The organism is Gordonia sp. UCD-TK1 (genome assembly GCF_001691435.1).
GTDB lineage: Bacteria > Actinomycetota > Actinomycetes > Mycobacteriales > Mycobacteriaceae > Gordonia > Gordonia hongkongensis.
Map to the genome: position 1 here is coordinate 154799 of NZ_LZMP01000024.1, position 26879 is coordinate 181677.

Sequence of the window (26879 nt, forward strand, 5' to 3'; positions counted from 1 at the left end):
CGGTCTTTGCGGTGTGGGACCCTTCGTGACGCGCCCTCCGCAAGCTCCGGCCGCTCCTCAGGGAGCAGTGGTTGGCCGCGCCCTCCGCAAGCTCCGGCCGCTCCTCAGCTCAGGACGCAATGGTTGTGCCGTTCTTTCGGATCAGGGAGCAGGGGTACCGGCGCTCACGCACCTCAACCTTTAGAGCCGCGGGGTGGGCCCTAGGTACCCCGGGGGACGTCGCTTACGATGAGGCACCGTGCCTGTGACAGCCCCGACCTCGCCTGAGGATTCCGCCGAACCGTCCTCGTCGGGGCCGGCATCGTCGGGGCAAGGGACCAGGATTTCCGCGGGCACCGCCCGGTGGATCGCGATCGTGGCGGGGATCGCCGGCATCGTGCTGTGTGCCCTCACCCCGCTGCTGCCGGTCAAGGCCGTCGACGCCGGTTTCGAGTGGCCGGCCGGGCAGGATCTGAACGCCGACACGTCGTCGGTGATGGCGCCGCTCATCGCGCAGACCCCGCAGACCCTCGACGCCCGCATTCCGTGCGCGACGCTGGCGTCGGCACCGGACGGCGTGGTCCTCGCCACGATGCCGACCAATGCGCCGCGCTCGAAGTCGTCGTCGCTGTGGGTCACTGCCACCGACGCCGCGATCACCGTGACCTTCCGGAACAGTCTCGCCGCGACCGCCTCCCGCGCCGACCTGAGCCGATGCTCGGAACTGCGCATCTTCTCCGCCCCCACCGGCCCGGGTGCGCAGTTCGTCGGGCTGGGCGAGTCGACGACCCTGCCGCCGGACCGGCGCCCGCAGGTCGACGGCATCTTCAGCAACCTCAGCCCGGAGCAGGCACGCGACGCCGCTGCCGACGGCCTGCGCGTGCAGGTGGCCATCGACAACCGGTACGAGTCGTCCCCGTCGATTCTCAAGATCATCGTGATGGTGCTCGCCGCGCTGTCGGTACTCGTCGCCGTCGTCGCGCTGGGGCTGCTCGACCGCATCGGCGGGTACCACCGGCGGATCGGCGCGCGAACCCGCTCGTGGTGGCATTCACTGAAACCCCGGGCCAGCGACCTGGTCGTCACCGCGATCCTGCTGGTTTGGAGCGTCCTCGGGGCCGGTTCGCCCGACGACGGTTACATCCTCAACATGGGCCGTACCGCCGACGGTTTCGGCTACCTCGCCAACTACTACCGCTTCTACGGCATCCCCGAAGCACCGTTCGACTGGTATTACAGCTTCCTTGCGGCGTGGTCGTCGGTCTCGCCGTCCGTGCTGTGGATGCACATCCCGCAACTCGTCGCCGGCCTCGTCTCGTGGTTCGTCCTGAGCCGGGTGCTGCTGCCACGCCTCGGCCCGGCGGTACGGCGCAGTTCGTGGGCGATCTGGGCGGGCGCCCTGACGTTCACCGCGTTCTGGTTGCCGTTCTGCAGCGGCTTGCGCAGCGAGGGGATCATCGTCCTCGGTTCGTTGCTGACCTGGTGGGCAGCGGAATACGCCATCGCGACCCGGCGGCTCCTGCCGGCGGCACTGGCCGCCCTCGTCGCGGGCTTCACCCTGGCGCTCGCCCCGCACGGCGTCGTCGGCGTGGCCATCCTGCTGGTGGCGGCCCGCTCACTGCTGCACATCCTCATCGACCGACGGAACCGGATGGACGGATCCCGCTGGGCGGCAACGCTCGCCCTCCTCGCGCCGATCGCCGCCGCCGGCATGCTGGTCCTGATAGTGGTGTTCCGCGATCAAACCTTGGCCACCGTCCTCGAAGCGATCAAGCTGCGCTACTCGGTCGGGCCGGTCATCTCCTGGCACCAGGAGTTCCTGCGGTACTACTTCATCTCGGTCGTCACCGACGACGGCGCCCTCACCCGTCGCGTACCACTGCTCCTGTTGCTCGCCGGCCTGTTCGTCACGGTCGCGGTCATGTTGCGGCGCACGAGGATTCGCGGAGTCGACCCGGGACCCGTCTGGCGTCTCATCGGCGCCGTCGGGGTCACCCTCCTCCTGTTCGCGTTCACGCCGACCAAGTGGACCATCCAGTTCGGCGTGCTCGCCGGGCTGGCGGCGGCGATCGCGGCGGCGGCCACCGTCGCCGTGGCCCAGTCGGCGGCCCGTTCGGCGCGAAACCTGACGGTCTTCGTCTCCGGACTGTTGTTCGCGATGGCCGCCGCGATGGCCGGTTACAACTCGTGGCCGTTCCTCTACGAATACGGCATCTCCTGGTTCGACCGCGCCCCCGTCATCGCCGGCTACCAGGCGTCGACGCTGTTCCTCATCCTCGCCGTGATCGCGGCCGCGGTCGCGGTCTGGCAACACCTGCGGCTGGACTACGTGACCAATCGCGGTCTCGCACATGCCGACACCGGGCCCGGCGAGACCCGAGCCGATCGCCGACGGCTCTTTCTCGCCTCCTCACCACTGGCGGTGATCGCCGGTCTGCTGGTGATCGTGGAGTTACTGCTGTTCGCCAAAGCCGCGGTGACCCGGTACCCGGCGTCGACCGCACTCGCCGAGAACCTGAACACGCTGCGCGGCAACAGCTGTGGCCTCGCCGACGATGTCCTCGTCGAACTCGATCCCAACGCCGGCATGCTCACCCCGGCCGGCGGCGCCACCACGACGCAGGCGCTGCGCGGTGAGAACCCGGTCGGGTTCTCCCCGAACGGGATTCCCGACGACCTCCAGCCCGAGCCGGGTAGCCAGCGCCCCGGACAGATGAACGTGTCGGCGAGTATGGCCCGCCCGTTCGCGATCACCGGCGGGCTGGGCGCCGGGACCACCGGCGGGCGCGGACCGGAAACCGTGAACGGTTCCACCGCCAAGTTGCCGTACGGACTCGACCCCGCCACCACGCCGATCCTGGGCAGCTACGGGTACCCGGGCGAGGCCCGGCTCACGACCGGTTGGTACGACCTGCCCGCCGACCGCGCGGCGTCACCGCTGCTGGTGTTCAGCACCGCGGGCGCCGTCTCGACCATCGACACCTTCGGCGTACGCAACTTCGGGCAGAAGATGGTGGTGCAGTTCGGCCGCCCGGGTGCGGACGGGAACTTCGAACAGGTCGGCCCCGACATCCTGCCCATCGACCCCGGTCCCGTGATCCTGAACATGCCCTGGCGCAACATGCGCGTACCGATGTCGGCCGCCCCGCCGCGTGCGACCGTGATGCGATTGTCGCTGCAGGACAACAACCTCGGCGAGAAGCAGTTCATCGGGATCACCCCGCCGCGCGCACCGCGGTTGCAGACGCTGCAGGCGGTCGTCGGCTCGACGGCACCCACCCTCATCGACTTCGGGGTGGCGTCGCACTTCCCGTGCCAGCGGCCGATGGGTGTGTCCCACGGCGTCGCCCAGGTCCCGCAGTGGCGCATCCTGGGTGACTATCCGCTGGCCAATTCCCAGTCCAAGACGTGGCAGGCCGGCGTGGACGGGGGACTATTGGGGATCTCGGAGGCCACCACGTCCGCGTCGGCGGTCTCGACGTACCTGCAGGACGACTGGGTGCGCGACTGGGGCGCACTGGAGAAGCTGACCCCGCTCGTGTCCGACGCACCGGACGCGCGGATCGACACGGCACAGACGACGCAATGGGGCTGGTCACGAGCCGGCTCGATCAGGGTGGAGCCCCAATCCGATGAGTGAGTCCCGTACGCCTCGTACGTCCCGTCTGGCGACCACGGTCAACCCGAAGATCGTCGCGACCGTCACCGGTCTGCTCGGATTCCTGTTGGCGATCCTCACCCCGCTGTTGCCGGTGAACCAGTCGACCGCCGAACTGCAGTGGCCGCAGGGCGGCGACGTCTCCGATGTCGCCGCCCCGCTGGTCTCCTTCGTGCCGATCGACATGGAGACGTCGGTGCCATGTGCACTCGCCACCCGCCTGCCCGACCAGGGCGGAGTACTGCTGTCGACGATCCCCGAAGGCGGCCAGGACGCCGGGGCCCGCGGGCTCTTCGTCCGGGCGACGTCCGACGCACTGACCCTCACCGACCGCAACGTCGCGCTGCTGAACACCGATCGAGCGGCCGCGCAATCGAATCCGAACTGTCGCATCGTCTTCCGGGCCGACGGCGAGGGGGTGAGCGGACGATTCGAGGGCCTGCCCGAACCGGCCGCGGACTCCGGCGCCGCGCACGGCTTCGCGCTGGCCGACCACGAGATGCGTCCCCAGATCGTCGGCGTCTACAGCGATCTGCCCGCCGATGTCTCTCGTGACGGGTTGTCGCTGCGCGCCACCATCGACACCCGCTACGTCAGCACCCCGACCCTGCTGAAGCTCACCGCGATCGTGCTCGGCATCCTCATGACGATCGTCTCGCTGATCGCGCTCGGCATCCTCGATCGCCGGGACGGCCGCAGCCACAAGCGTTTCCTGCCGTCGGGCTGGTTCACGATCCGGCCGCCCGATGTCGCGGTGTTCGCGATTCTCGCCTTCTGGTGGTTCGCGGGCGCCAACACCTCCGACGACGGCTACAACTTCATCGTCGGCCGGATCACCGGAGACGCCGGGTACGCCGACAACTACTTCCGCTACTTCGGTGTGCCACAGGACCCGTTCGGCTGGCACTTCCAGGTCATCTCGGCCATGACGGACGTGAGCGTCGCGGCACCGTTCATGCGACTACCGGCCTTCCTCCTCGGGTTGCTGGGCTGGTGGCTCATCAGCCGAGAGGTCATCCCGCGCCTGGGCCGCGCGGTGCGGCACAGCACGCCGGCGGTGTGGTCGGCCGCGTTCGTCTTCCTCGCGATCTGGTTGCCGTTCAACAACGGTCTGCGTCCGGAACCGGCCGAGGCCGTCGGCGCTCTGCTCACCTGGTGCTGCGTGGAACGCGCGATCGCCACTCGCCGACTGCTCCCCTACGCCGTCGCGGTGGTCACCGCCGCCTTCACCCTCGCGCTCGCGCCCGGCGGTCTGATGGCGGTCGCCGCACTGCTCGCCGGGATCCGACCGATCGTGAAGACCCTGGTGTCGCGCCGGTCCCGGGACGGCCTGCTGCCGATGCTCGCGCCCATCCTGGCGGCCGGCACCGCGGTACTGTTCCAGATCTTCGCCGATCAGCCGCTCGCCCCGCTCATCGCGGGTAACAAGGTCGCCTCCGACGTCGGCCCGACGCTGGAGTGGTGGCAGGAACCGATCCGGTACTACTACCTGATCCTGCCGACCGCCGACGGCACGCTCGCACGACGCTTCGGCGTGCTGGCGATGATCCTGTGCCTGTTCGTCGTGTTGCTCCGCCTACTTCGGCGGGAGCATCCCAACGGCATTGCGCGCGCACCTATCTGGCGACTGGTCGCCGTCACCCTCGGCACGATGTTCTTCATCGCCTTCACGCCGACCAAGTGGACCCACCACTTCGGTGTGTACGCGGGCATCGCCGCGGGCCTCGCCGCCGCGGCGGGCGCCATGATGGCGCCGGCCGTGCTGCGGTCGCGACGCAATCGCAGCTTCTTCGCCGCCGCGGTGCTCGCGATCACGGGGATCTCCTTCGCCGGCACCAACGGCTGGTGGTTCGTCGGCAGCTACGGCGTCCCGTGGTGGGATCGCCCGCCGACGGTGGGCGGCATCAACATCGCCTGGTTCATCCTCGCCGCCGCGGTCGCCACCGCACTTGCCGGCCTGTGGTTCCACTTCCGCGACGACTTCGTCGACGAACAGACCCGTACGCGCGGGGCCGACAAGTGGTATTCGAAGCTCAAGTTCTCGCCGCTGCCGGTCATCTCCGGGCTGATGGTGCTGTTCATGGTCGCTTCGTTCGCGAAAGGCGCCTACGAGCAACGTGATTCGTGGTCGTGGATGAAGTCGAACGCACGCGCTCTCACCGGGAACTCGTGTGGGCTGGCCAACGACGTCCTCGTCGAGGCCGATCCGACCGCCGGACTGCTGCAGCCCGCGGCCGTCGACGGCCGGCCCGCCCCCGGCATCGCCGCGGCGCTGGCCGGACCGGTCGCGACGGGCTTCTCCCCGAACGGCGTACCCGATCGCCTGTCCGTCGACGCCACCGAGGACACCGAGTCGTCGACCACCTCCGGCGCGCAGAACAGCGCCCAGACCGGTGCCGGCTCAGACGAATCCGGCGACAGCTCGTCCGCGCAGGGCGGCACCGAAGGCGGTCAGGGTGCACGAGGCGTCAACGGGTCGACGGTGCGTCTGCCGTTCGGCCTGAACCCCGCCGAGACCCCCGTCCTGGGCAGCTACGGCTCGCCGTCGGGTACCGGCTCGCTGACCTCGGACTGGTACCGGCTGCCCGAACGTTCCGACGACACCCCGCTGCTGACGATGGCGGTCGCCGGATCGGTCGAGGCGGTCGACGGCATCGGGGTCGTGCACGCCGGCCAGAAGGTCACGATGCAGTTCGGCCGCGTGGAGGCCGACGGGCGGGTGAGCGCGCTGGGCCGGATGTTCCCGATCGACATCGGCGAGACCCCCACCTGGCGCAACCTGCGGTTCCCGCTCGCCGACTCACCGCCGCGGGCGAATGTCGTCCGGGTCGAGGTCGCCGACACCGCGGCCGCACCGTCGGAATGGGTCGCGGTGACGCCACCGCGGGTCAGCACCCTGGCCACCCTCAACGACGTCGTGGGCCAGACCGACCCGGTCTTCATCGACTGGCTGCCCGGCATGGTCTTCCCGTGCCAGCAGCCGATGAAGGTACGCAACGGCGTCCTCGAGGTACCGCAATGGCGGATCATGCCCGACGCCGAGGCCACCCGGAAGAACAGCCAGACCTGGATGTCGGGCACCGCGGGCGGTCCGCTCGGCATCACCGAGGCGATGCTGCGACCCACCCTGCTGCCGACGTACCTCCGAAACAACTGGGGACGCGACTGGGGCGGCCTGCAGAAGTTCACCGAGATCATCCCGGCTCCGGCTGCGGAACTGGACCTCGGGACGGCTCGTCGTTCAGGGTTGTACGACCCCGCGCCGATGCGCTCCAGCGGGTATTGACCTGGTCTCTGACACCGCGCCGACCTGGGTTTTGTCGTTTCCCCACGGTCGGTGCGGCAAACACACTCGAGGCCTTCGTTATCTCACTGAGATGTGCTGTCTCGGTTCCGTCACTCATGGCCGGCTGTCCTCGTCACGCCGCCGATACCGGCCTAGCTTCGAGTCATGCCTTCATTCACCGCACCTGGACTCAGCAACGAAGCCGCCAACGAGGTCGTGGGCATTCTGCAGGAGCGCCTCAGCGCGCTGAACGACCTGCACCTCACCCTCAAGCACATCCATTGGAACGTCGTCGGCGCGAACTTCATCGGCGTGCACGAGATGATCGACCCGCAGGTCGAGCTCGTCCGCGGTTACGCCGACACCATCGCCGAACGCATCGCCACGCTCGGCGCGTCGCCGAAGGGCACCGCCAAGGCGATCGAGAACGACCGCTCGTGGAGCGACTACTCCATCGGACGCGACACCGCGCAGGCCCACCTCGGCGCGCTCGACCTGGTCTATGACGGGTTCATCACCTCGCACCGCGACGGAATCAAGAAGATCGGCGACATCGATCCGATCACCGAGGACATCCTCATCGGACAGACCGCCGAACTGGAGAAATTCCAGTGGTTCGTCCGCGCACACCTCGAGAGCTACACCGGTGAGCTCACCCACGCCGGCGCCAGCGGCGAAAAGGCAGCGGCCGACGCAGCCCGCTGACCTGGCGCAACAGACCGAGTAGCGGGTCACCACACCCCCGGACCCGCCCCGGAGCCGCGGTCGCGACCTTCCGCCCCGTTGGTCGCGGCCGCGGTAACACCTCTCTGTACCCACCAACTACGAACAGGCACTGACACCCGCACCCGGATTCACAGCCGAATACCTTGCGCCGCTTGGGACCTCAGGGACCAAGGGCTTCTCGACCATGTCCACGGTTCGTGGTTTGTTACGCTGACCACAGGCTAATGCCGCGAACAGGATGTGAAGCAATCCGCGTCCACCAGATCGATCGGGGCGCTTTTCCGCTCTGACGGGGAGGCACGTGTGTCCGAAACGCGATCATTCACCCTGTTCGATGATCTGGAGCTCCACATGCAGTTCGCGCCGGTCTGCCGGCTGTCCGATGGCGCTCTCGCCGCCGTCGAACTGCAGCTCAGGGGGCCGGCCGGCACCCGGCTCGCCACCGCCGCCGCCCTCAAACGCGCCGCCCGTCTCGTCGAAGAACACCCTGTACTCGACGAGCGGAAGCGCAAGATGGCCGCGTCCCAACGTGCGCAGTCGCTGGCCAAGATCCTGCCGCTGCTGGTCTCCCTCGATCTCGACCTGATCGACAACCTCGACGACGAGACGGCGCGACGCCTCGAACGCCACGTCATGGTCATCCTCCCCGACGCCGTCGAACGCAGCCCGCAGCGGACACTCGCCCGCGTCGCCCGCGCCCGGGCGGCCGGCAAGATCATCTGCGTCGACGGGCTCGTCCGCAGCGAGCACGCGGCCACGCTGCTCTCCCTCGTCGAGCCCGACATCATCGTCACCGGTGCCGAACTGCTCACGTCGCGGACCAGCTCCGACGCCGCGCACCTCGCCCACGCGCTGGCCGCGCACACCGAACGCAGCCATGCCGTCGTCATCGCCGAGGGCGTCGACGACGAGGCCACCCGGATCACTGCCCAGACGATGGGCGCCGCCTTCGGTATCGGCGACCTGTACCCCGCCGTGACCGACCCGTCCGTCCTCGCCACCCGGACCGTCGTGCCGCTGCCCGAGATGCCGGTGTGGACCACTCCCGGCCCGGACAAGTCGACGCCGTACCGCATCGCGTCGACCTCGATCCCGCCGCGTATGGGCAACAAACGCCTGCTCATCGAGATGAGCAAGGCACTCGAGGAGCAGGCGGCGATCGGCGGCGCCGCGATCGTGCTGGGCACCTTCCAGTTCGCCGAACACTTCACCTCGCGAACCGCCAAGCGGTGGCGGGAGATGTCGGAGAAGACCGGCCTGGCCGGGGTCTACGGTGTCGGGTTGCCCGACATCCGGGACGGGAACGTCCACCGCGCGCCGCTCGACGCGGAGGACGACCTGATCAACGAGTGGAATGTCGCCGTCCTCGGGCCACATTTCGCGGCGCTGCTCTCGGCGCGCGACCAGCACGACGCCGGTCCCGATCTCGAGCGCACCTTCGAGTTCGTGCAGACCTACGACCGCATGACCGTCACCCAGGCCGTGCACTCGATCCTCATGAGGTTCTCCTGATCCGAGTCGCGCGCGGGAAGTGACCTCGACGGACGCGGCGGCCTCGCTGCGCTCGGACGACGCTGCTCGGCCAGCGGGCGGGGATCCGGCGGCCTCGCTGCGCTCGGACGACGCTGCTCGGCCAGCGGGCGGGACTCCGGCGGTCTCGCCTCTCCCGCTGGTTGAGCAGGTGACGAGCGCAGCGAGGAGCCGTGTCGAAGCCACCCAGGCCACATCCAGCTATCCGGTCAGGGGATTTGGGTTTGTCACAGCATGGCTGACTACGATGCGCCTGTGCCGAAGTCGCCTGAAGTGTCCGCTGGCAACGCCGACACCACCGTTGGAGCTGCTGCCCAGCGTGCGTCCGGCGCACCACAGTCCCGCATCGTCGCGCTCGTCGCCGCGGTCGCCGGGCTCATCGCCGTCGTCGCCGGCGTCCTGACCCCGTTCCTGCCCGTCAGCACCTCGACGGCGTCGATCACGTGGCCGCAGCAGACCGGCACTTCGGCATCGGTCACGGCCCCACTGGTGGCGCAGACCGCACGGAACGTCGACATCTCGATCCCGTGTCGCGTGCTGTCGACGACCCCTGCCGACACGTCGACCGTCGTGCTGTCGACGATGCCCGCGGCCGCGGTGAAAGCGCGGGACAACGGGCTGTTCGTCGTCGCCGACGCGAACGGCGTATCCGTCACCAACCGCAACAAGACGCTCGCCTCGGTGCCGAGGGACGCGCTGGCCGGTTGTACCGAACTCCGCATCTTCTCCGACGCCACGACGACAGGCGCGCAGTTCGTCGGTCTGCCCCCGGGACCGGCGATCGCGGGCGGCGGCGCCATCGGCCTCGCCGAACCGGCGTCGAACCCGCAGATAGCCGGCATCTTCACCGACCTCACGCCCGAACAGCTCCGGGCCGCCCCGGGTGTCGACGTCCGCCTCGAGATCGACGATCGCTTCGACTCGTCGCCGTCGATCCTCAAGTGGGTGGTGATGGTGGTCGGTGTCGCAGCCGCGCTCGTCGCGCTCGTGGCCGTCGGACGCCTCGACCGCATCCACGGCTATCACCGACGAGTCGGCCGGCGCCTCCGGTGGCGCCGGGTCCTGCGGCCCGGCCCCACCGACATCGGCGTGACGGTGACGCTGGTGGTCTGGCACTTCCTCGGGGCGGGGTCACCCGACGACGGTTACATCCTCAACATGGGGCGCAACGCCGCCGACGCCGGATATCTCGCGAACTACTACCGCTTCTACGGCATCCCCGAGGCACCGTTCGACTGGTACTACAACTTCCTGGCGTACTGGTCGACCATCTCGACGACCGGCCTGTGGATGCGGCTCCCGTCGCTTTTCGCGGGCCTGGCCGCCTGGTTCATCCTCAGCCGAGTTCTCCTGCCCCGCCTGGGCGGCGCCGTGCGGCGGTCGCAGTGGGCGATGCTCACCGGCGCGGCGGTCTTCCTCGCGTTCTGGCTCCCGATGTGTTCGGGGCTGCGCAGCGAGGGAATCATCGTCCTCGGCACCCTGGCGACCTGGTGGGCGGTGGAGGTCACGGTCTCGACGCGACGAATGCTGCCGGCCGTCATCGCCGCATTCACCGCGGCGCTGACGCTCGCCCTGGCCCCGCATGGTCTCGTCGCGCTCGCCCTGCTCATCGCGAGCGCCCGGCCCATGCTCCGCATCCTGGTCCGACGCCGCGCCGAAGACGGGCTCCTGCCGCTGCTCGCCCCGCTCCTCGCCGGAGTGGCGCTGGTCGTCATCATCGTCTTCCGCGACCAGACCCTCGCGACCGTCTTCGAGGCCCTGCGGATCCGTTACTCGGTCGGTCCGACGCTGGCGTGGTATCAGGAACTCCTGCGCTACTACTTCCTCGCGGTGAACACCACCGACGGCGCCCTGGCCCGCCGCATCCCGGTGCTCCTGTTCGCCGTGTCCATGTTCGTCGTCCTGGCGATCATGTTGCGCCGCAATCGGATCGACGGCCTCGATCCGGGTGCGGTGTGGCGGGCACTGGGCGCCTCCCTGCTGACGATCCTGTTCCTGTCGTTCACGCCGACGAAGTGGACCATCCAGTTCGGCATCTTCGCCGGCCTCGGCGCGGCGCTGGCCGCCGTCGCCTGCGTGGCGATCGGGCAGGCGGCACGCCGCACGCTCCGCAATCTGTCGATCCTGGTCGCCGGGCTGCTGGTGGCGTGCGCGGCCGCAGCGGCGGGCAAGAACGCCTGGCCGTGGCCCTACAACTTCGGCATCGCCTGGTTCGACAAGGCACCTGTCGTCGCCGGGATCCAGGTGTCGACCGTGCTCCTCGCGCTCGCGGTGGTGGCATTGCTGTTCGCCATCTGGCAACACCTCCGGATGGACTTCGTCGACGAGACCGGCCTCGCACATGACCGCGGTGCCGCGCCCGCCGGCTGGCGCATCGGGGTCGCGTCCGCACCGATCGCGGTGATCGCCGTCCTCATCGTCGTCAGTGAACTCGCGGTGTTCGCGAAGGCCGCGACCAGCCGCGCGGACACCTTCACGATGCTGTCCGCCAATCTCGACTCCGCGCGCGGAAACACCTGCGCGATGGCCGATTCCGTGCTCGTCGAGCCCGACCCGAACCGGGGCATGCTGGCACCCGCGGACGGCGGCACGGCGTCGTCGACGCTGCAGGGGCAATCCGAGGGATTCCGTCCCGACGGGGTGAAGCCGGACCTCACACCGCAGGCCGGCGCCCAGAAACCCGGCGCGATGAACACCTCCGCGGACCTGTCGAAGACATTCATCGTCTACGGCAGCAACCCGGGAACCACCGGCGGCGTCGGGCCTCGCGGCGTCAACGGCAGCACCGCGGCACTGCCGTTCGGCCTCGATCCGGCGACCACACCCGTGCTGGGCAGCCACGAGACCAACAGCGGCCAGGCCACTCTGACCACCGGTTGGTATCGCCTGCCCGCCCGCGACTCCTCACCGCTGATCGTCATCACCGCCGCCGGCGCGGTCTTCACGCTCGACCGGGACGGCGTCCCGAACTTCGGGCAGGCGTTGGAGGTTCAGTTCGGTAGGGAGTCCGAAGCCGGCGCCGGGAGCGAGGCGAGCGGGCCGAATGTTCCTGCCAACGGACAGTTCGAGGAGGTCGGCGCGCCCGCGATCCCGATCGACCCCGAGCGGACCAACCGCCCGTGGCGAAACCTGCGCATCCCGATGGACCGCGTTCCCGCTGATGCGACCGTGATGCGAATCGTCGCCCGGGACAACAACCTCGACCCGGACCAGTGGCTCGCGATCACCCCGCCGCGAGCCCCGGTGCTGCAGACCCTGCAGACCGTCGTCGGCTCCACCGATCCCGTGCTCATCGACTTCGCCGCCGGCGCGGTGTTCCCGTGCCAGCGTCCGATGACCGCCCACCACGGCGTCTTCGACCTCCCGCAGTGGCGCATCCTGCCCGAGTCGTGGATCGCCAACTCGCAGTCCAAGACCTGGATGGCCACCGAGGACGGCGGCCTGCTGGCGCCGGTGGAGGCGCTCACGCGGCCGTCGACCCTCGCCACCTACCTCGACGACGACTGGTACCGCGAGTGGGGCAACCTGCAGCGCCTGACCCCGCTGGTGCCGCAGGCGCGACCCGCGGACGTGCAGACGGGAACGTCGACCACCTGGGGATTGTCGCGCCCCGGCCCGATCAGGGTGGTGCCCGAAGATGACTGACCCCGACCACTCGCACGCCGAACCGGCGACGCGGCACACCGGAGAGAACCAGGCAGACGTGGCAGACACCGACACTTCTTCCCGAAGTCCCGCCGACACCGCGCCATTCGTGAGCGACCGCCGCCCGGGCTTCGCCGAACGCCACGCCGGCACCGCGCGTATCGTCGCGATGACCGCGGGCATCGTGGGCATCCTGCTCGCACTGCTCAGCCCGTTCCTGCCGGTCGACTACACCAAGGCCGAACTGACCTGGCCGCAACAGGGTTCGGTGGCGAACGTCGCCGCACCGAACGTGTCGTTCGTCCCGGTCTCCATGGACGTCACGGTTCCGTGTGCACTCGGCGCGTCCTTGCCCGCGTCCGGCGGAGTGCTGTTGTCGACGGTGCCCGAAGGCGGCGCGGAGGCAGGCAAGGTCGGCCTCTTCGTCCGGGCCACCGCCGACTCGCTCCAGGTCGTGCAACGAAACGTCGTGCTGCTCAACACTCCTCGCGCGGCCGCACAGTCGGCGCCGGACTGCCGGATCGTCGTCGAATCCGACACCGAGGGCACGCGGGGGTCGATCCAGGGCCTGCCGGAGAACGCCGCCGGCGCCGGGAGCGGAGCGAGCGCGCCGAATGACGATGACACCGGCGCCGTCCGGTCCTTCGATCTGCGGGATCCCAACGCCCGGCCGCAGATCATCGGTGTGTACTCGAGCCTTCCGGCCGACGTCAGCACCGACGGACTCTCCTTCCGGTCGACCATCGACACCCGGTTCGTCTCCACGCCCACGACACTCAAGTTCTGGCTGCTGGTCCTCGGCATCGCGTCGACGATCCTCTCCCTCGCCGCGCTGGCGGTCCTCGACGCCCGCGACGCGCGCGGCCATCACAAGATCTTCCCGGCGGGCTGGTGGCGCGTACGCCCGGTCGACGGAGTCGTCACCCTGGTGCTGCTGATCTGGCTGTTCGTCGGCGGCAACACCGCCGACGACGGATACCAGGTGACGGTCGGCCGGATCGCCGGCGAGGCCGGTTATCTCGACAACTACTACCGCTACTTCGGTGTCCCGCAGGATCCGTTCGGCTGGCACTACCACTACCTGTCGGCGTGGATGGAGATCAGCACCGCGACGCCGTGGTTGCGATTGCTGCCGTTCCTGTTCGCGATGGCGTCGTGGTGGTTGATCAGCCGGGCCGCGATCCCCCGTCTCGGGCGGGCCGTCCGCGAGTCGACGCCGGCGATCTGGGCTGCCGCCCTGGTCTTCCTGGCGGTGTGGATGCCGTACAACAACGGACTGCGCGTCGAGCCGCTCATCGCGCTGGGCACCATCTTCACCTGGGTGTGCGTCGAGCGCGCGATCGCCACCGGCCGGTTCTTCCCGCTGACGATCGGCATCATCTCCGCGGCGTTCACCCTCACCATCCATCCCACCGGAGTCATCGCCTCGATCGCCCTGATCGCCGGCATCCGGCCGCTGATCAAACGTCTCGCGGTGCGCCGCAAGCGCGACGGGTTGTGGCCGCTGCTTCTCCCGATCCTCGCCGCCGGGCTCGCGGTGATGTTCGAGATCTTCGCCGACCAGCCGCTGGCGCCGATCCTGGAAGCGGTGTCGGTCAACGGGCAGGTCGGCCCCACCAACAAGTGGTGGGAAGAGCCGATGCGCTACTACATGCTGATGAATCCGACCGCCGATGGCGGAATCGCCCGGCGTTTCGGCATTCTCATCGTGTTCACCTGCTTCGTCCTGGTCGTGGTGATGCTGCTCAACCGGCGCCGACTGCCCGGCATCGCCACCGCACCCACGTGGCGTCTGGTCGCCACGGTCGCCGGCTCGGCCGTGCTGATGGCATTCCTGCCGACCAAGTGGACCCACCAGCTCGGCGTGTACGCGGCGATCGGCGGCGCGCTCGCCGCAGTAGCGACCGCCTGCGCCGATCGCACGATCATGCGTCGTCGCCGCAACCGGACCCTGTTCGCCGCCGCCTGCGCATACATCCTGGCGCTCGCGTTCTCCGGACGCAACCAGTGGTGGTACGTCGGCAGCTACGGAATCCCCTGGCGAGACGCGGTTCCCGATGTCCGGGGCATCCCGCTCTGGACCGGGATCCTCGCAGTGGCAGTAGCGCTGACCGCCCTCGGTCTGTGGCAGCATTTCCGCGACGACTACGTCGACGACGCCGTCCGGACCGGTACGTCGCGGTCGGTGTTCGCCCGACTCCGCAGCCCGTCGATCATCGTCGTGTCGACCATCATGTTGCTGTTCACCCTGGTGTCATTTGCGAAAGCGGACTGGACGCAACGCAATTCGTGGTCGTGGCTGAGCTCGAACGTCAACGCGCTGCAAGGACAGCCGTGCGCGCTCGCCGATGCCGTACTGGTGGAGGCCGATCCGAACGCCGGGCTGCTGTCACCCGCGCGAGTGGCGGGCCAGGACAACCCGTCGCCGGGCGCCGCCCTCGCCGGAACCGGGATGGAAGGGTTCGACCCCAACGGAGTGGCGTCGGACCTGTCCGAGGAGACCGAAGAGGAAGCCGAGGAGTCCTCGTCGGGCACCTCGACCGCGGAAGTCGATCGCACCCAGTCCGATCCGACCGAGGACGGCACCAGCGCCGAGACCGACACCACGACCGGTTCCAGCGACACCAGCGGTGGGCAGACCGCCCAGGCCGGCGTCAACGGGTCGACCGTGAAGCTGCCGTTCGGTCTGTCACCGAGCCAGACCCCGGTCCTCGGAACCTACAACTCCCCCAGCGGCACCGGACGCCTCACCTCCGATTGGTATCAGTTGCCGGACAACTCCTCCGGCGAGCAACCGCTCGTCACGATGTCGGTGGCGGGACAGGTCGAGTACATGGACGACCTCGCCGTCACCCGACCCGGACAGCGGGTGCGACTGCAGTTCGGCCGCGTCGCGCCGGACGGCACGGTGGCACCGGCCGGTCAGATGGTGCCGCTCGACATCGGTGGTGCCCCCGAGTGGCGCAACCTGCGCTTCCCGATGGACCAGGCGCCCCCGGGCGCGACGGTGGTCCGCGTTCTCGCCGAGGACACCTCGACGCTGCGCGACCAGTGGCTGGCCGTCACCCCGCCACGCGTCTCGTCGATGGTGACGCTGAATTCGCTGGTGGGCAGCGAGGATCCGGTGCTCATCGACTGGGAGGCCGGTCTCGCCTTCCCATGTCAGCGTCCCGCCCAGGTGAAGTACGGGGTCCTGGAGACACCGGAGTGGCGGATCTCGCCGGACCGCGAAGGCGAACGGGTCAACTCCCAGCGCTGGATGGCCGGCGACTCCGGTGGCCCGCTCGGCATCATCGAGAACGAGTTGCGGCCGCGCGTGTACCCGTCGTACCTGCGCAACGACTGGGCCAAGGACTGGGGCATGCTGCAGAGCCTGACCCCGATCCTCCCGCAGACCGACGCCGAGTTGACCATCACCACCGACACCCACCACGGACTCTGGACACCGGGACCGATGCGGGCGGTGAAGAACTAGGCAGTCCTGCTACCCGCGCACTACCACGCACTCTGCTCCCCGAGGAGCGCCCGGACCTTGCGGAGGGCGCGTCACGAAGGGTCTTCGCGACCCGAGGTCACCAAGACCCTTCGTGACGCTCGCAAGCTCGCTCCTCAGGGAGCAGGAGGTTAGCTCGCAAGCTCGCTCCTCAGGGAGCAGGGGGCTGTGATCCTCTCGGATTGGGAGCGGAGGAGGTACAGGTAGCGCTCGCACCTCAGAGCGGAGCGAGGCCCGTCGCTAGATCGGCATCAGGAAGTGCTTGCGCGGGGTCTTGAGGACCTCCTTGTCGCGCAACTGCGCCAACGCCTTCCGGAGCTGCAACCGGGTCTCGGCGGGTTCGATGACCGCGTCGACGTAGCCACGCTCGGCGGCGAGGTAAGGGGTGGCCATCATCGTGTTGTAAAAGTCGATGAACTCGCGGCGGATCTTGTCCGCCTCGGCGGCCGAGAGACCTTCGGTCTGGCGTCGGGTCAGCACCGCGGCCGCCGACTCGGCGCCCATCACCGCGATCTTCGCGGTCGGCCAGGCGAAGTTGACGTCGGCACCGAGGTGCTTGCTGCCCATCACCGCGTAGGCGCCGCCGTAAGCCTTGCGCAGCACGACGGTCACCTTGGGGACATCGGCTTCGACGTAGGCGTACAGGAAGCGGCCGGAGCGTCGGATGGTGCCCTTCTGCTCCTCCGCGAGACCCGGGAGGATGCCCGGGGTGTCCACCAGGAACACCAACGGGATGCTGAAGGCGTTGCAGATGCGCACGAAACGCGTTGCCTTCTCCGACGAGTCGGTGTCGAGCACACCGGACATCACGCTCGGCTGATTGGCGACCACACCCACCGACCGGCCGTCGACCCGTGCGTACCCGGTGATGATGTTGGGCGCGAACAACTCTCCCACCTCGTGGAAGGCGCCGTCGTCGAACAGCTTGATGATGATGTCGTGCATGTCGTACCCGGCGTTGTCGTTGTCGGGCATGAAGTCGTTGAGCGACAGATCGGACTCGGTGATCTCCGGCTCGAGACCCGGGTTGACGACGGGCGGCCGCTCGTAGGCACTCGACGGCATGTACTGCAGGTACTCACGGACCCAGTCGAACGCGGACTTCTCGTCGGGGGCGACGTGATGGATGTTGCCCCACCGCGCCTGATTGTGCGCGCTGCCGAGGTCCTCGGCCGAGATCTCCTCGCCGTTCACCTGTTTCAGCACATCGGGTCCGGTCACGAACATGTACGACTTGTCCTCGACGGCCACCAGGATGTCGGTGTTGGCGGGGGTGTAGACCGCGCCGCCGGCGCACTTGCCCAGGATCACCGAGATCTGCGGCGCGAGACCGGAGAGCAGATCGTTGCGGCGACCCATCTCGGCGTACCACGCGAGTGAGGTGACGGCGTCCTGGATCCGCGCGCCGGCCGAGTCGTTGATACCGACCATCGGGCAGCCGATCTTGCCCGCCCACTCCATCAGCGAGGCGACCTTGCGGCCGAACATCTCACCGACGGTTCCGCCGAAGACCGACTGGTCGTGGGAGAATGCCGCCACCGGACGCCCGTGCACCAGCCCGTGTCCGGTGACCACGCCGTCGCCGTAACCACTCTCGGCCGCACCCGGCATCTTCGCCAGCGCACCGATCTCGACGAAGGTCCCGGGATCGAAGAGCATGCTCAGACGCTCACGCGGAGAACAGATCCCCTTCGCCGCGCGTTTCGCGAGCGCCTTCTCGCCTCCCGGCTCGCGAGCGGCCTCCAACTTCTGACGGAGGTCGGCGAGCTTGCCTGCGGTGGTGTCAGCCACGGTGTCTCACTTTCTACGCGACCACTGATTGACGATGAGCAGCCGTGCCGCTAGTGCTCATCGAGCCGTCCGACCCGCGCGGCCAGGTCGTTGCCGATCTTGGCGATGTACGGCTCGTCGACGATCGAGAGATGGTCACCGCCGACGTGGATGATCTCCAGGTCGTCGACGACCTCACCCCAGCGGCCGTCTTCGTCGATCTCGGCCCACTGCGGTTCGAGTTCGACGGCGCCGGCGTGCATCTTGTCGGCCCGGTACAGCACGACCTTGCCGTCGTAGGGTTCCGGCGCGATGCTGCTCAGCACGCGGTTCTCGATGAACGAGGTCCGCTGGTGTTCGATGATGCCGCCGGGGATCTTGGTACCCGACATCGACATCATCTCCATGATGATCGCGAACTGCCCCTCGTCGTCGGCCTCGACGAGCCGATCCATCGGGATCGGTACATCGGGGTCGAGGTCGTAGTTGCGGATCGCGAACTCCTTCCAGCGCTCGAGCCGCGCCCGCTTGCTGTCCGGCGTCTCGGTCATGTCCGCGCGAGGGCGCACCACGTCGATGAGGCCCACGAAGGCAACTTCTTCCCCGGCCTCACGCAGGAGTTGCGCGACGCCATAGGCGAGCGCACCGCCGAAGGACCAGCCGACCAGCACGTACGGGCCGTTCGGCTGCAGCTCACGCAGGCGCGGAAGGTATTCGCGCACACGGTCTTCGATCGATCCCTCGACTCCACGGTCGAAGCCGATGACGGGCCGGTCCGCCGGCAGACGCTTCAGCAGCGCCTCGTAGGCGGAGGTGTTCCCGCCCGCGGGATGGAACAGCAGGATCGGCGTCGGATCGCCGGCGGACGGGTCATAGACCTTCTTGCCGTCCGGGACGAGGCGCAGGTAGCGCAGGAACCCGTCGGTCGACGCGCCGGCATCGAGATGCTCGCGCACGTAGTTCGACATCTCCTCGATCGTCTCGGAGTCGAGGATGTCCTCGACGTCGAGATCCCCGCCGGTGCGCTCGTTGAGGCGATCGGTGAGCTGCTGGGCCACGTCCTCCGACAGCACCGGCAGCTTGTTGAAGATGCCGCCGGCCGAGGCCTTGGTGACCACCGCGTACGTGCCGAAGGTCAAGCGCTCGGCGGCATCCCGCGGCGGCACGTCCGAGCCGGCCGCCTCGGCGACGGCCCGCTGCGAGGTGATGTCGGTGGCCGGCTTCGGGGTTGCCGCGGGAGCGGCCGACTCCTCGACCGCCTCCTCGCGTGACGACACCTCCGGTTCGGGCGAGTTCGCGACCGCCTGCTCGACGTCGGTCAGATCATCGGCGATGTGCCGCTTCGGCTCCGGCGACTGCTCGCTGGGCTCGTCGGACTGACCGGCCGGTGCGGAGGCCGCCGACTCGCCGCCGGCGTTCTGCTCGTCGATGTAGGCATTGAGCGCCGCGGTGTCGAGTTCGCCACCGCCGGCGGCATTCTGGGCGAGATCGTCGAGCTGATCGCGATGCGTCACCGCGAAGTCGACGAACTTCTCGACGTCGGCGAGGTTCGCCTGGCGCATCGCCTGCAGTTGCAGCTGCGGGATGTCGAACTCGTACTCGACGCGGTTCTTGATCCGCACCGCCATCAGCGAGTCGAGACCGAGCTCGATCAGCGGGATCTCGCGCGGCAGGTCCTCGGGGTCGTAGCCCATGGACTCGCCGACGATGATCGCGAGCCGATCACCCACCGTCTCACCGGATTCGGGGTTCCATCGGTTGCCGATGTCGTCGACGACGTCGTCCTCGACGACCACCGTGTCATCGGCGAACACCTCGGCACCGGACCGTGCCGGGGCTGCCGGCGCGGCCGTGACCTCACCTGCGGTGTCGTCGAGGTCGCCGGTCACCGCCGCCTCGAACAGCAGCTGGAAGTTCTTGTCCGCCTTGGCGTGCACGGTCACCGCCGCACCGCCGGGATGCGGGCTCAGCGTCGTCGTGAGGGTTCCCGATGCCGGGATGGCGCTGTGCGCGACCGACGCCCCGACAGCCGCATTCGCCAGGACCTGGGCCGCCGCGGCACGCACCAGTTCACGCGGATCGGTGACCGCGGCCGCGTTGACCTCCCAGGCGTGACGGCCGTCGGGCAGTGCCACGTGCGATCCCGGGACCGTGCCGGCCGAGCCGCCCGAGGAGATCTTCGCGGTGAGCCAGAACTCCTTGCGCTCGAAGCGGGTACGCGGAATGGCCGCGTGACCACCGCGACCGAACAGCGACGCGACGTCGACCGGATGTCCGTGCACGTAGAGCTTCATCAGCGCGTTGACGAGTCCGTAGCTCTCGTCCTCCTTACGCCGCAGCGTCTCGATGAGCTCGGCGTCGTGCAGCCCAGCCGAGAAGGTCACCGCGGCAACGGAGATCAGGACGGCCGGGTTCGGCGAGAGCTCCAGGAAGGTGCGGTGGCCGTTCTCCACCGACTTCGCGATCGCCTGGCTGAACCACACGCTGTGGCGCAGGCCCTTGGTGAAGTAGTCGATCGTGTGGACGGGTTCGTGACCGGCGCGGTAGAAGACCTCGCGGTCGACCGAGCTGTAGAACCCGGTGGTGGGCCGCAACGGCGTGATACCGGTGAGTTCGTAGGCCAGCTCGCCCAGGAGCGGGTCCATCTGCGAGGTGTGGCTGGCGCCCTTGGTCGCCAGTTTGCGTCCGAGCTTGCCCTCCTTCTCGGCACGCTCGACGATGGCGTCGACCTGCGACTCCGGTCCGCCGATGACGGTGTGCGTCGGAGCGGCGTAGACACAGATCTCGAGGTCGGGGTAGTCGGTGAGGACGTCGGTGATGTCCTCGGCGCTGTACTCGACGAGCGCCATCAGGCGGATGTCGTCGCCCTGGAGCATCGACTCGCCCTCGCCCATCAGGCGCGAGCGCTGGCAGATCACCCGGGTCGCGTCCTCCAGCGAGAGACCGCCGCTGATGTACGCGGCCGAGGCCTCGCCCATCGAATGCGGCACGAGCACACCGGGTTCGGCGCCGTGGTGCCGCAGGGTGTCGGCGAGCGCGACCTGGATCGTGTAGATGCCGACCTGGCTCTGCTCGATGCCGTAGGTCTGCTCGTCGTCGACGAGCATCTCCGCGATCGAGTACCCGAGCTCGTTCTGCACCAGCTCGTCGACCCGGTCGACGTACTTGGCGAAGATCGGGTTCTCGGTGTAGAGCTGCTTGGCCATCTTGCGGTGCTGCGAACCGAAGCCGGAGAGCAGCCAGACCGCGGACGCGGCGTCGGGCGAATCCGACGAGTAGACAAGCGGATTGCTCTTGCCCTCGGCCACCGCGCGGACACCGGTGATCGCGTCGTCGTGCGTACGGGCCATGACGACGGCGCGCGAGCGTCCGTGGTTGCGGTGTGCCAGCGCGCGGCCGATGTCGGCGAGCGGCGTCGACCGTCCCTCGTCGGACTCGAGCCACTCGAGCAGGTCCGCGGCGGTCTTGCGCCGACGCGACGGCAGGAAGCCCGAGATGACCAGCGGCACAACCGAACCCTCGACCGCGCACGGTGCGAAGCCGGCGGCCGGATCCGACGCGGTCTCCTCGATCACCGGATCGACGTTCTTCGCCTGCGCGGCGAGCACGGCACGCTCGGCCTCGGTCAGGTAGACGTCGTCGTCGAGATCGGGTTCGTCGACGAGCGACGCCGACGCCGGCAACTCGGATGCGCCCGCATCGCCTGCGGGCGCGGACGCCGGCGCGAGATCCTCGGGCCGCACCTCGCGGACGACGACGTGCGCGTTGGTGCCGCCGAAACCGAATCCGGAGACACCGGCGACGGCATGACCGGAATAGCGCGGCCACTCGGTGGCCTCCGGGATGACCTTGAGATTGTTGGCGTCGAACTGGATGTACGGGTTGGGGCCGCTGTAGTTCAGCGACGCCGGGATGGTGCCGTGCTGCATCGCGAGCACGACCTTGGCCAGAGCACCCGCGCCCGCGGCCGACTCCATGTGGCCGTAGTTCGTCTTGACCGATCCGAGCAGCATCGGCGAGCCGGGGAGGCGTCCGCGACCGACCACGCGGCCCAGGGCGTCGGCCTCGATCGGATCGCCGAGGATGGTCCCGGTGCCGTGGGCCTCCACGTAGTCGACGGTGCGCGGATCGATCGCGGCGTCGGCATAGGCGTCCCGCAGGACGTCGACCTGCGCCTCGGGGTTCGGGGCCGGCAGGCCGTTCGAGCGACCGTCGCTGTTGACCGCCGAGCCCGCGATGACCGCCAGGACGTCGTCGCCGTCACGACGCGCGTCGGACAGTCGCTTCAGGACGAACAATCCGCCGCCCTCGGCGCGGATGAATCCGTCCGCGTCGGCGGAGAACGCCTTCACGTGCCCGTCCGCCGCCTGGGCGCCGATCTTGTCGAAACCGAGGGTGGCCGCCGGGTTGATGATCATGTTGACGCCGCCGGCCAGCGCGAGGTCGGATTCGCCGGTCCGCAGGCTGCGGACGGCCTGATGAACGGCCACCAGCGACGACGAGCACGCTGTGTCGAGGGCGATCGACGGCCCGCGGAAGTCGTAGAAGTAGGACACCCGGTTCGCGACGATCGCGGTGGAGGTGCCGGTCAGCGCATACGCGGCGGTGTCCTCGGCGCCCTCACTCAGGCCGAGGGTCGCCAGCAGCTGGTAGTCGTTCGTGGAGGAGCCGATGAACACACCGACCGGCGCACCCTTGAGATCGCTCGGCGGGATGTGCGCGTGCTCGAGTGCCTCCCAGGTCAGCTCGAGCGCGAGACGCTGCTGCGGGTCGACCATCTCGACCTCGCGCGGACTCATCTGGAAGAAGTCGGCGTCGAACGTGCGGACGTCGTCGAGATAACCGCCCTTGGTGTTGGCCGCGTCGAGGATCTCGACGAGCCGGGGATCGGACCGGAACTCCGACCACCGATCCGCGGGCAGGTCCGAGACACCGTCGACGCCGGCGATGAGCGCGTCCCACGTCGACTCGGGCGTCGTGCCCGACTTCGGGAACCGGGTCGAGAGCCCGACGATCGCGATGTCGTCGTCCGCGTTGCGCTCGCGCCGCCAGAAGGTGTCCGCATCGCCGTCGGCGCCCTCGTCGGGATCGCCCTCGATGATGCGCTGCGCGAGCGTGGCGATCGTCGGATGGTTGTAGACGACCGTCGCGGTGAGGATCACCCCGGTCTTGTCCTCGACGTCGGCGGCGAGCGCCACGGCGTCGCGAGACGAGAGACCGAGCTCCTCCATGGGACGGTCGACGGCGATCTGCTCGACGGGGAGCCCGGTCGCCTGTGACACCCACTCGCGCAGCCAATCACGAAGCTGGTCGACAGTGAGGTCACCGGCGGTCTCGCCGTCGGTGCCGGCCGCGGCGGAATCGATACTGCGGGCCTCGTCGGTATTCAGTTCAGACATCGCTTCCAGACTACTGATCTCGGGGCACCTGAACTGGTGCCGGGTGCATTATCAGCCCGCGGGGTGTCCGGGCGCGGCAACTCGACGCACTCACCCCGCCCGGGTCCGCAGATTCGCTACTCGGCGTCCGGGAACGCCGTCTGCTTGTAGCCGCCCCGGAGACTGCCGTCGATGTAGGCCGCACGGGTCGCGCGCCGCGCGATCTTGCCCGACGACGTGCGCGGGATCGAGCCGGCCGGGACCAGCAGGACGTCACGGACCATCACGCCATGACGCTGGGCCACCGCGGCACGCACGGTGTCGGCGACCTCCTGCGGGTCGGCCTTGCGGCCGGGTCCGCGCTCGGCGACGATGACCAACTGCTCGGACGCGTCGTCGGTGTCGGGCTTCAAGCCGCTGCCGGCGAACTCGAACACCTCGCCCGGCAACTGATTGGCCGGCACCGAGAACGCGGCGACGAAGCCGGGGCGCAGCGCGTCGCTGGCTTCCTGCGCGCTGTACTCGAGGTCCTGCGGGTAGTGGTTGCGGCCGTCGACGATCACCAGGTCCTTGACTCGCCCGGTGATGTAGAGCTCACCGTCGAGCCAGACCCCGAAGTCGCCGGTGCGCATCCAGATCGCGTCCGCGGGCGCACCCTCGGCGTGACTGTTCTCCGGGAGCGGGGTGACCAGCTTGTTGTGGAATGTCTCCTCGGTCTCCTCCGGCTTGTTCCAGTAGCCGGCGCCGATGTTCAGACCGTGCAACCAGATCTCCCCGACATGGCCGTCGGGCTGTTCGGTCGCCGTCTCGGTGTCGACGATGGTGGCCCACTGGCTCACCGCGACCTGACCACACGACACCTGCGCGACCGCGTTGGGCGCGTCGGACTCGACGAGGGTGAAACTGCCGGCGTTGAGGTCGTCGCGGTCGACATAGACGACCTTCGCCTCGTTCTCGCGCTGCGTCGCGGACACGAACAGCGTGGCCTCGGCCATGCCGTAACAGGGCTTGATCGCCGTCTTCGGCAGCCCGTACGGCGCGAACGCCTCGTTGAACTTCTTCATCGAGCTGACCGTGACCGGCTCCGACCCGTTGATCAGACCGATGACGTTGGAGAGGTCGAGCTCCTCGCCCTCCTTCGGCAGACCGCGCGCGGCGGCGTGCTCGAAGGCGAAGTTGGGAGCCGCGGCGAAGGTCTCCGCGCCGTCGGCGGCGGCGGCGAGCTCCTTGATCCAGCGACCGGGACGGCGCACGAATGCCTGCGGGCTCATGATCGTGATGTAGCGGCCGCCGAGCGCGGGCAGGATCACGGTGAGCAGACCCATGTCGTGGAACATCGGCAGCCAGGTGACGCCGCGGGCCTTGCGATCGATGCCGATGGTGTCGGAGATCTGCAGCACGTTCGCGGCGACCGCCTGATAGGTGATCTCCACACCGGCCGGGACGCGCGTCGAACCCGAGGTGTACTGCAGGTAGGCGACGGTGTCCTTGTTGTGGTCCTGACCGGCGACCGGTGCCACCCAGCTCGACCCGACCGAATCCGGGACGGCGTCGACGGCGATGACGCGCGGACGCTCCTTGGCCGGCAGCGGCGCGAAGAAGTCACGCACCGCCTCGGCGGACTTCGTCGAGGTGAGGATCGCGGTCGGCTTGCAGTCGTCGAGGACCGCGTGCAGTCGGTCGGTGTGTCCGGGCTCGTCCGGAGAGAACAGCGGGACGGCGACGTTGCTGGCGTAGAGCGCCGCGAAGAACCCGATCACGTACTCCAGCGACTGCGGCGCGAGGATCGCCACGCGGTCGCCCGGCTTGGTGACCTGCTGCAGACGTGCTGCAACGGCGCGGAGTCGCTTGCCGAACTGCGCCCACGTCAGATCCTGGGGCTCGCCATCGCGTTCGCGGCTGTAGTCGATGAACCGGTAGGCCAGTGTGTCGGCCTGTTCGCGGACGTTCTGCTCGACATAGTCGACCAGGGTCGCTTCCTCGGTGAAAGAGATGTTCCCGGTCTCATCGAGAAAGTCTTCGAGCTCAGTACTCAGCATTCATTACTCCTGTGCCCCCTCGTGGACTCCCCCACGCGGGCGCAGTTCTCCGGCGAGGTCTTGGCGACACCACCACGCAGTCCTGCTGTCCACGTCCTGTGCCGACCGCGGGATACGGTAGCGCACGTCCAGTTACCCAACGAAAAAACTCGCGTTCGTCATGCTCGGCTTCGCATGAGCGCGCGTCGCCCTTCGACGCGCGCCCCCGGGTTCACCGCCCCGTCACCTCGCTRTTGACTCGCGAGACCGTCGGCCATCCTACTCCCCCTTCAATTGCGCCAGCACGGGCGCAAAAGCATCCATCTGCGTGGGGAACACCCCTACGTAGGACATGGTGGTGCGGCGGCGCACCTCCCGGATCTGGTCGGCGATCTCGTCGAAGCTCCCGATCGCGATGTACGGCGAGGTCAGCACGTCGTCGACGGTGAACTCGGTGTCGTGCGCGATGTTGGGCGGATAGCCCTGTTCGAGCGCCTTCAGCGCCATCTCGGCGGTGGCGACCCGATCGTCGGTGATGACGATGACAGCGATCGTCCAGTTCAGTTCGAGCTCGTCGAACCGGTCGCCGGCGACCTGCCGGATCCGGCCGACACGCTCGGCGGTCTTCTCGATGGTCATGTCGGACAGCTTCATCTTGCCGTCGGTGGTGGTGCCGGGCGCGACGGAGATGATGTCGGCGTGCTTGGCGGCCAGGGCGAGCATCTTGGGTCCGCCGCCGCCGACGGCGATCGGCGGACGCGGTCCCTGCCGCGGCCGCGGACTGCCCTCGAGGCCCTTGATCTGGTAGAACTCGCCGTCGAAGTTCACCGTCTCCCCGCGCATCAGGCCGTCGAGGACGGTCAGCGCCTCGTCGAGGCGACGGATGCGGACGCCGGGCGACTCGAATTCGATCCCGGCCTTGTCGAACTCCTCTTTCATCCACCCGGCGCCGATGCCCAGCTCGAGTCGTCCCTTGCTCAGGACGTCGATGGTGTTGGCCTCCTTGGCGAGGAGGGCGGGATGACGCCAGCCGTTGGCCAGCACCGATGTCGCGAGGCGGATCGTGCTGGTGGCCTGCGTCAACGCGCCGAGCGCCGCGAGCGGACCGACCTGGTTGCCGAGGTGGTCGGGCACCGCGAAGGTGTCGTAACCGTACTCCTCGGCGGTCTGCGCGAGCTTGACGAACTTGCGGGCGCCGCCCTCGTCCTTGTTGCCCTCACCACCCGCGCCGAAGCGGAACTTCCGCAATCCGGCCGAGGTGGCACCGGCATCGCTCGGGGGTTGCGTCATCGCTGTCCTCTCATCGTGATCGCCGGCTGGTGAGGTCGCGTGCGGCGTCTGCGGCGCACTGCGGTGTTCCTCGGGCCAGCCCAACACGTTAATGCAGCGTGACGGC

The 26879-nt window shown here is 68.7% G+C and carries 10 protein-coding genes; 6 read left to right on the forward strand and 4 right to left on the reverse strand.

Annotated elements, in window-relative coordinates; genetic code table 11:
* Window positions 1-238 precede the first annotated feature (238 nt).
* The 6 genes from A9310_RS14615 (at window position 239) to A9310_RS14640 (ending at window position 16299) form a co-directional block, all read left to right on the forward strand.
* Complete coding sequence (locus tag A9310_RS14615; RefSeq protein WP_217492966.1) at window positions 239-3619, forward strand: arabinosyltransferase domain-containing protein; 3381 nt, start codon at window positions 239-241, stop codon at window positions 3617-3619.
* Window positions 3612-6923, forward strand: coding sequence for an arabinosyltransferase domain-containing protein (locus A9310_RS14620; protein ID WP_065631244.1), 3312 nt, complete (start codon window positions 3612-3614; stop codon window positions 6921-6923). Before A9310_RS14615 ends, A9310_RS14620 begins: the two co-directional genes overlap by 8 nt.
* Window positions 6924-7088: 165 nt before the next feature.
* Window positions 7089-7628 (forward strand): Dps family protein, encoded by a 540-nt coding sequence (locus A9310_RS14625; RefSeq protein WP_065631245.1) that lies wholly within the window; start codon window positions 7089-7091, stop codon window positions 7626-7628.
* Between the two features lie 324 nt (window positions 7629-7952).
* On the forward strand, window positions 7953-9161 hold the full coding sequence (locus A9310_RS14630; protein WP_065631246.1) for a DICT sensory domain-containing protein: 1209 nt from the start codon (window positions 7953-7955) through the stop codon (window positions 9159-9161).
* Window positions 9162-9413: 252 nt separating this feature from the next.
* On the forward strand, window positions 9414-12824 hold the full coding sequence (locus A9310_RS14635; RefSeq protein WP_175401142.1) for an arabinosyltransferase domain-containing protein: 3411 nt from the start codon (window positions 9414-9416) through the stop codon (window positions 12822-12824).
* Window positions 12817-16299, forward strand: a complete 3483-nt coding sequence (locus tag A9310_RS14640) for an arabinosyltransferase domain-containing protein (protein WP_065631247.1) — start codon at window positions 12817-12819, stop codon at window positions 16297-16299. Before A9310_RS14635 ends, A9310_RS14640 begins: the two co-directional genes overlap by 8 nt.
* A gap of 258 nt (window positions 16300-16557) precedes the next feature.
* Here the strand turns inward: A9310_RS14640 and A9310_RS14645 are convergent, their stop codons facing one another.
* From A9310_RS14645 to A9310_RS14660, 4 genes are all read right to left on the reverse strand, one after another.
* A complete protein-coding gene (locus A9310_RS14645) occupies window positions 16558-18108 on the reverse strand; it encodes an acyl-CoA carboxylase subunit beta (protein WP_058250940.1) in 1551 nt (516 codons plus the stop codon).
* A 50-nt stretch (window positions 18109-18158) separates the two neighbouring features.
* Window positions 18159-23486: a polyketide synthase Pks13 gene (gene pks13, locus A9310_RS14650; RefSeq protein WP_065631248.1), complete on the reverse strand. Its 5328-nt coding sequence runs from the start codon at window positions 23484-23486 to the stop codon at window positions 18159-18161.
* Window positions 23487-23602: 116 nt separating this feature from the next.
* The gene (fadD32, locus tag A9310_RS14655; RefSeq protein WP_065631249.1) at window positions 23603-25504 is read right to left on the reverse strand and encodes a long-chain-fatty-acid--AMP ligase FadD32; all 1902 of its coding nucleotides are present in this window, start codon (window positions 25502-25504) and stop codon (window positions 23603-23605) included.
* Window positions 25505-25762: 258 nt separating this feature from the next.
* Window positions 25763-26773: an LLM class F420-dependent oxidoreductase gene (locus A9310_RS14660; protein WP_065631250.1), complete on the reverse strand. Its 1011-nt coding sequence runs from the start codon at window positions 26771-26773 to the stop codon at window positions 25763-25765.
* Between the last annotated feature and the right edge of the window lie 106 nt (window positions 26774-26879).

Excerpts from the sequence above, each read along its gene's own strand:
- A9310_RS14620 (WP_065631244.1), top strand. The coding sequence starts at position 3,612 with ATGAGTGAGTCCCGTACGCCTCGTACGTCCCGTCTGGCGACCACGGTC.
- A9310_RS14625 (WP_065631245.1), top strand. The coding sequence starts at position 7,089 with ATGCCTTCATTCACCGCACCTGGACTCAGCAACGAAGCCGCCAACGAG.
- A9310_RS14635 (WP_175401142.1), top strand. The coding sequence starts at position 9,414 with ATGGCTGACTACGATGCGCCTGTGCCGAAGTCGCCTGAAGTGTCCGCT.
- A9310_RS14640 (WP_065631247.1), top strand. The coding sequence starts at position 12,817 with ATGACTGACCCCGACCACTCGCACGCCGAACCGGCGACGCGGCACACC.
- pks13 (WP_065631248.1), bottom strand. The coding sequence starts at position 23,486 with ATGTCTGAACTGAATACCGACGAGGCCCGCAGTATCGATTCCGCCGCG.
- fadD32 (WP_065631249.1), bottom strand. The coding sequence starts at position 25,504 with ATGCTGAGTACTGAGCTCGAAGACTTTCTCGATGAGACCGGGAACATC.
- A9310_RS14660 (WP_065631250.1), bottom strand. The coding sequence starts at position 26,773 with ATGACGCAACCCCCGAGCGATGCCGGTGCCACCTCGGCCGGATTGCGG.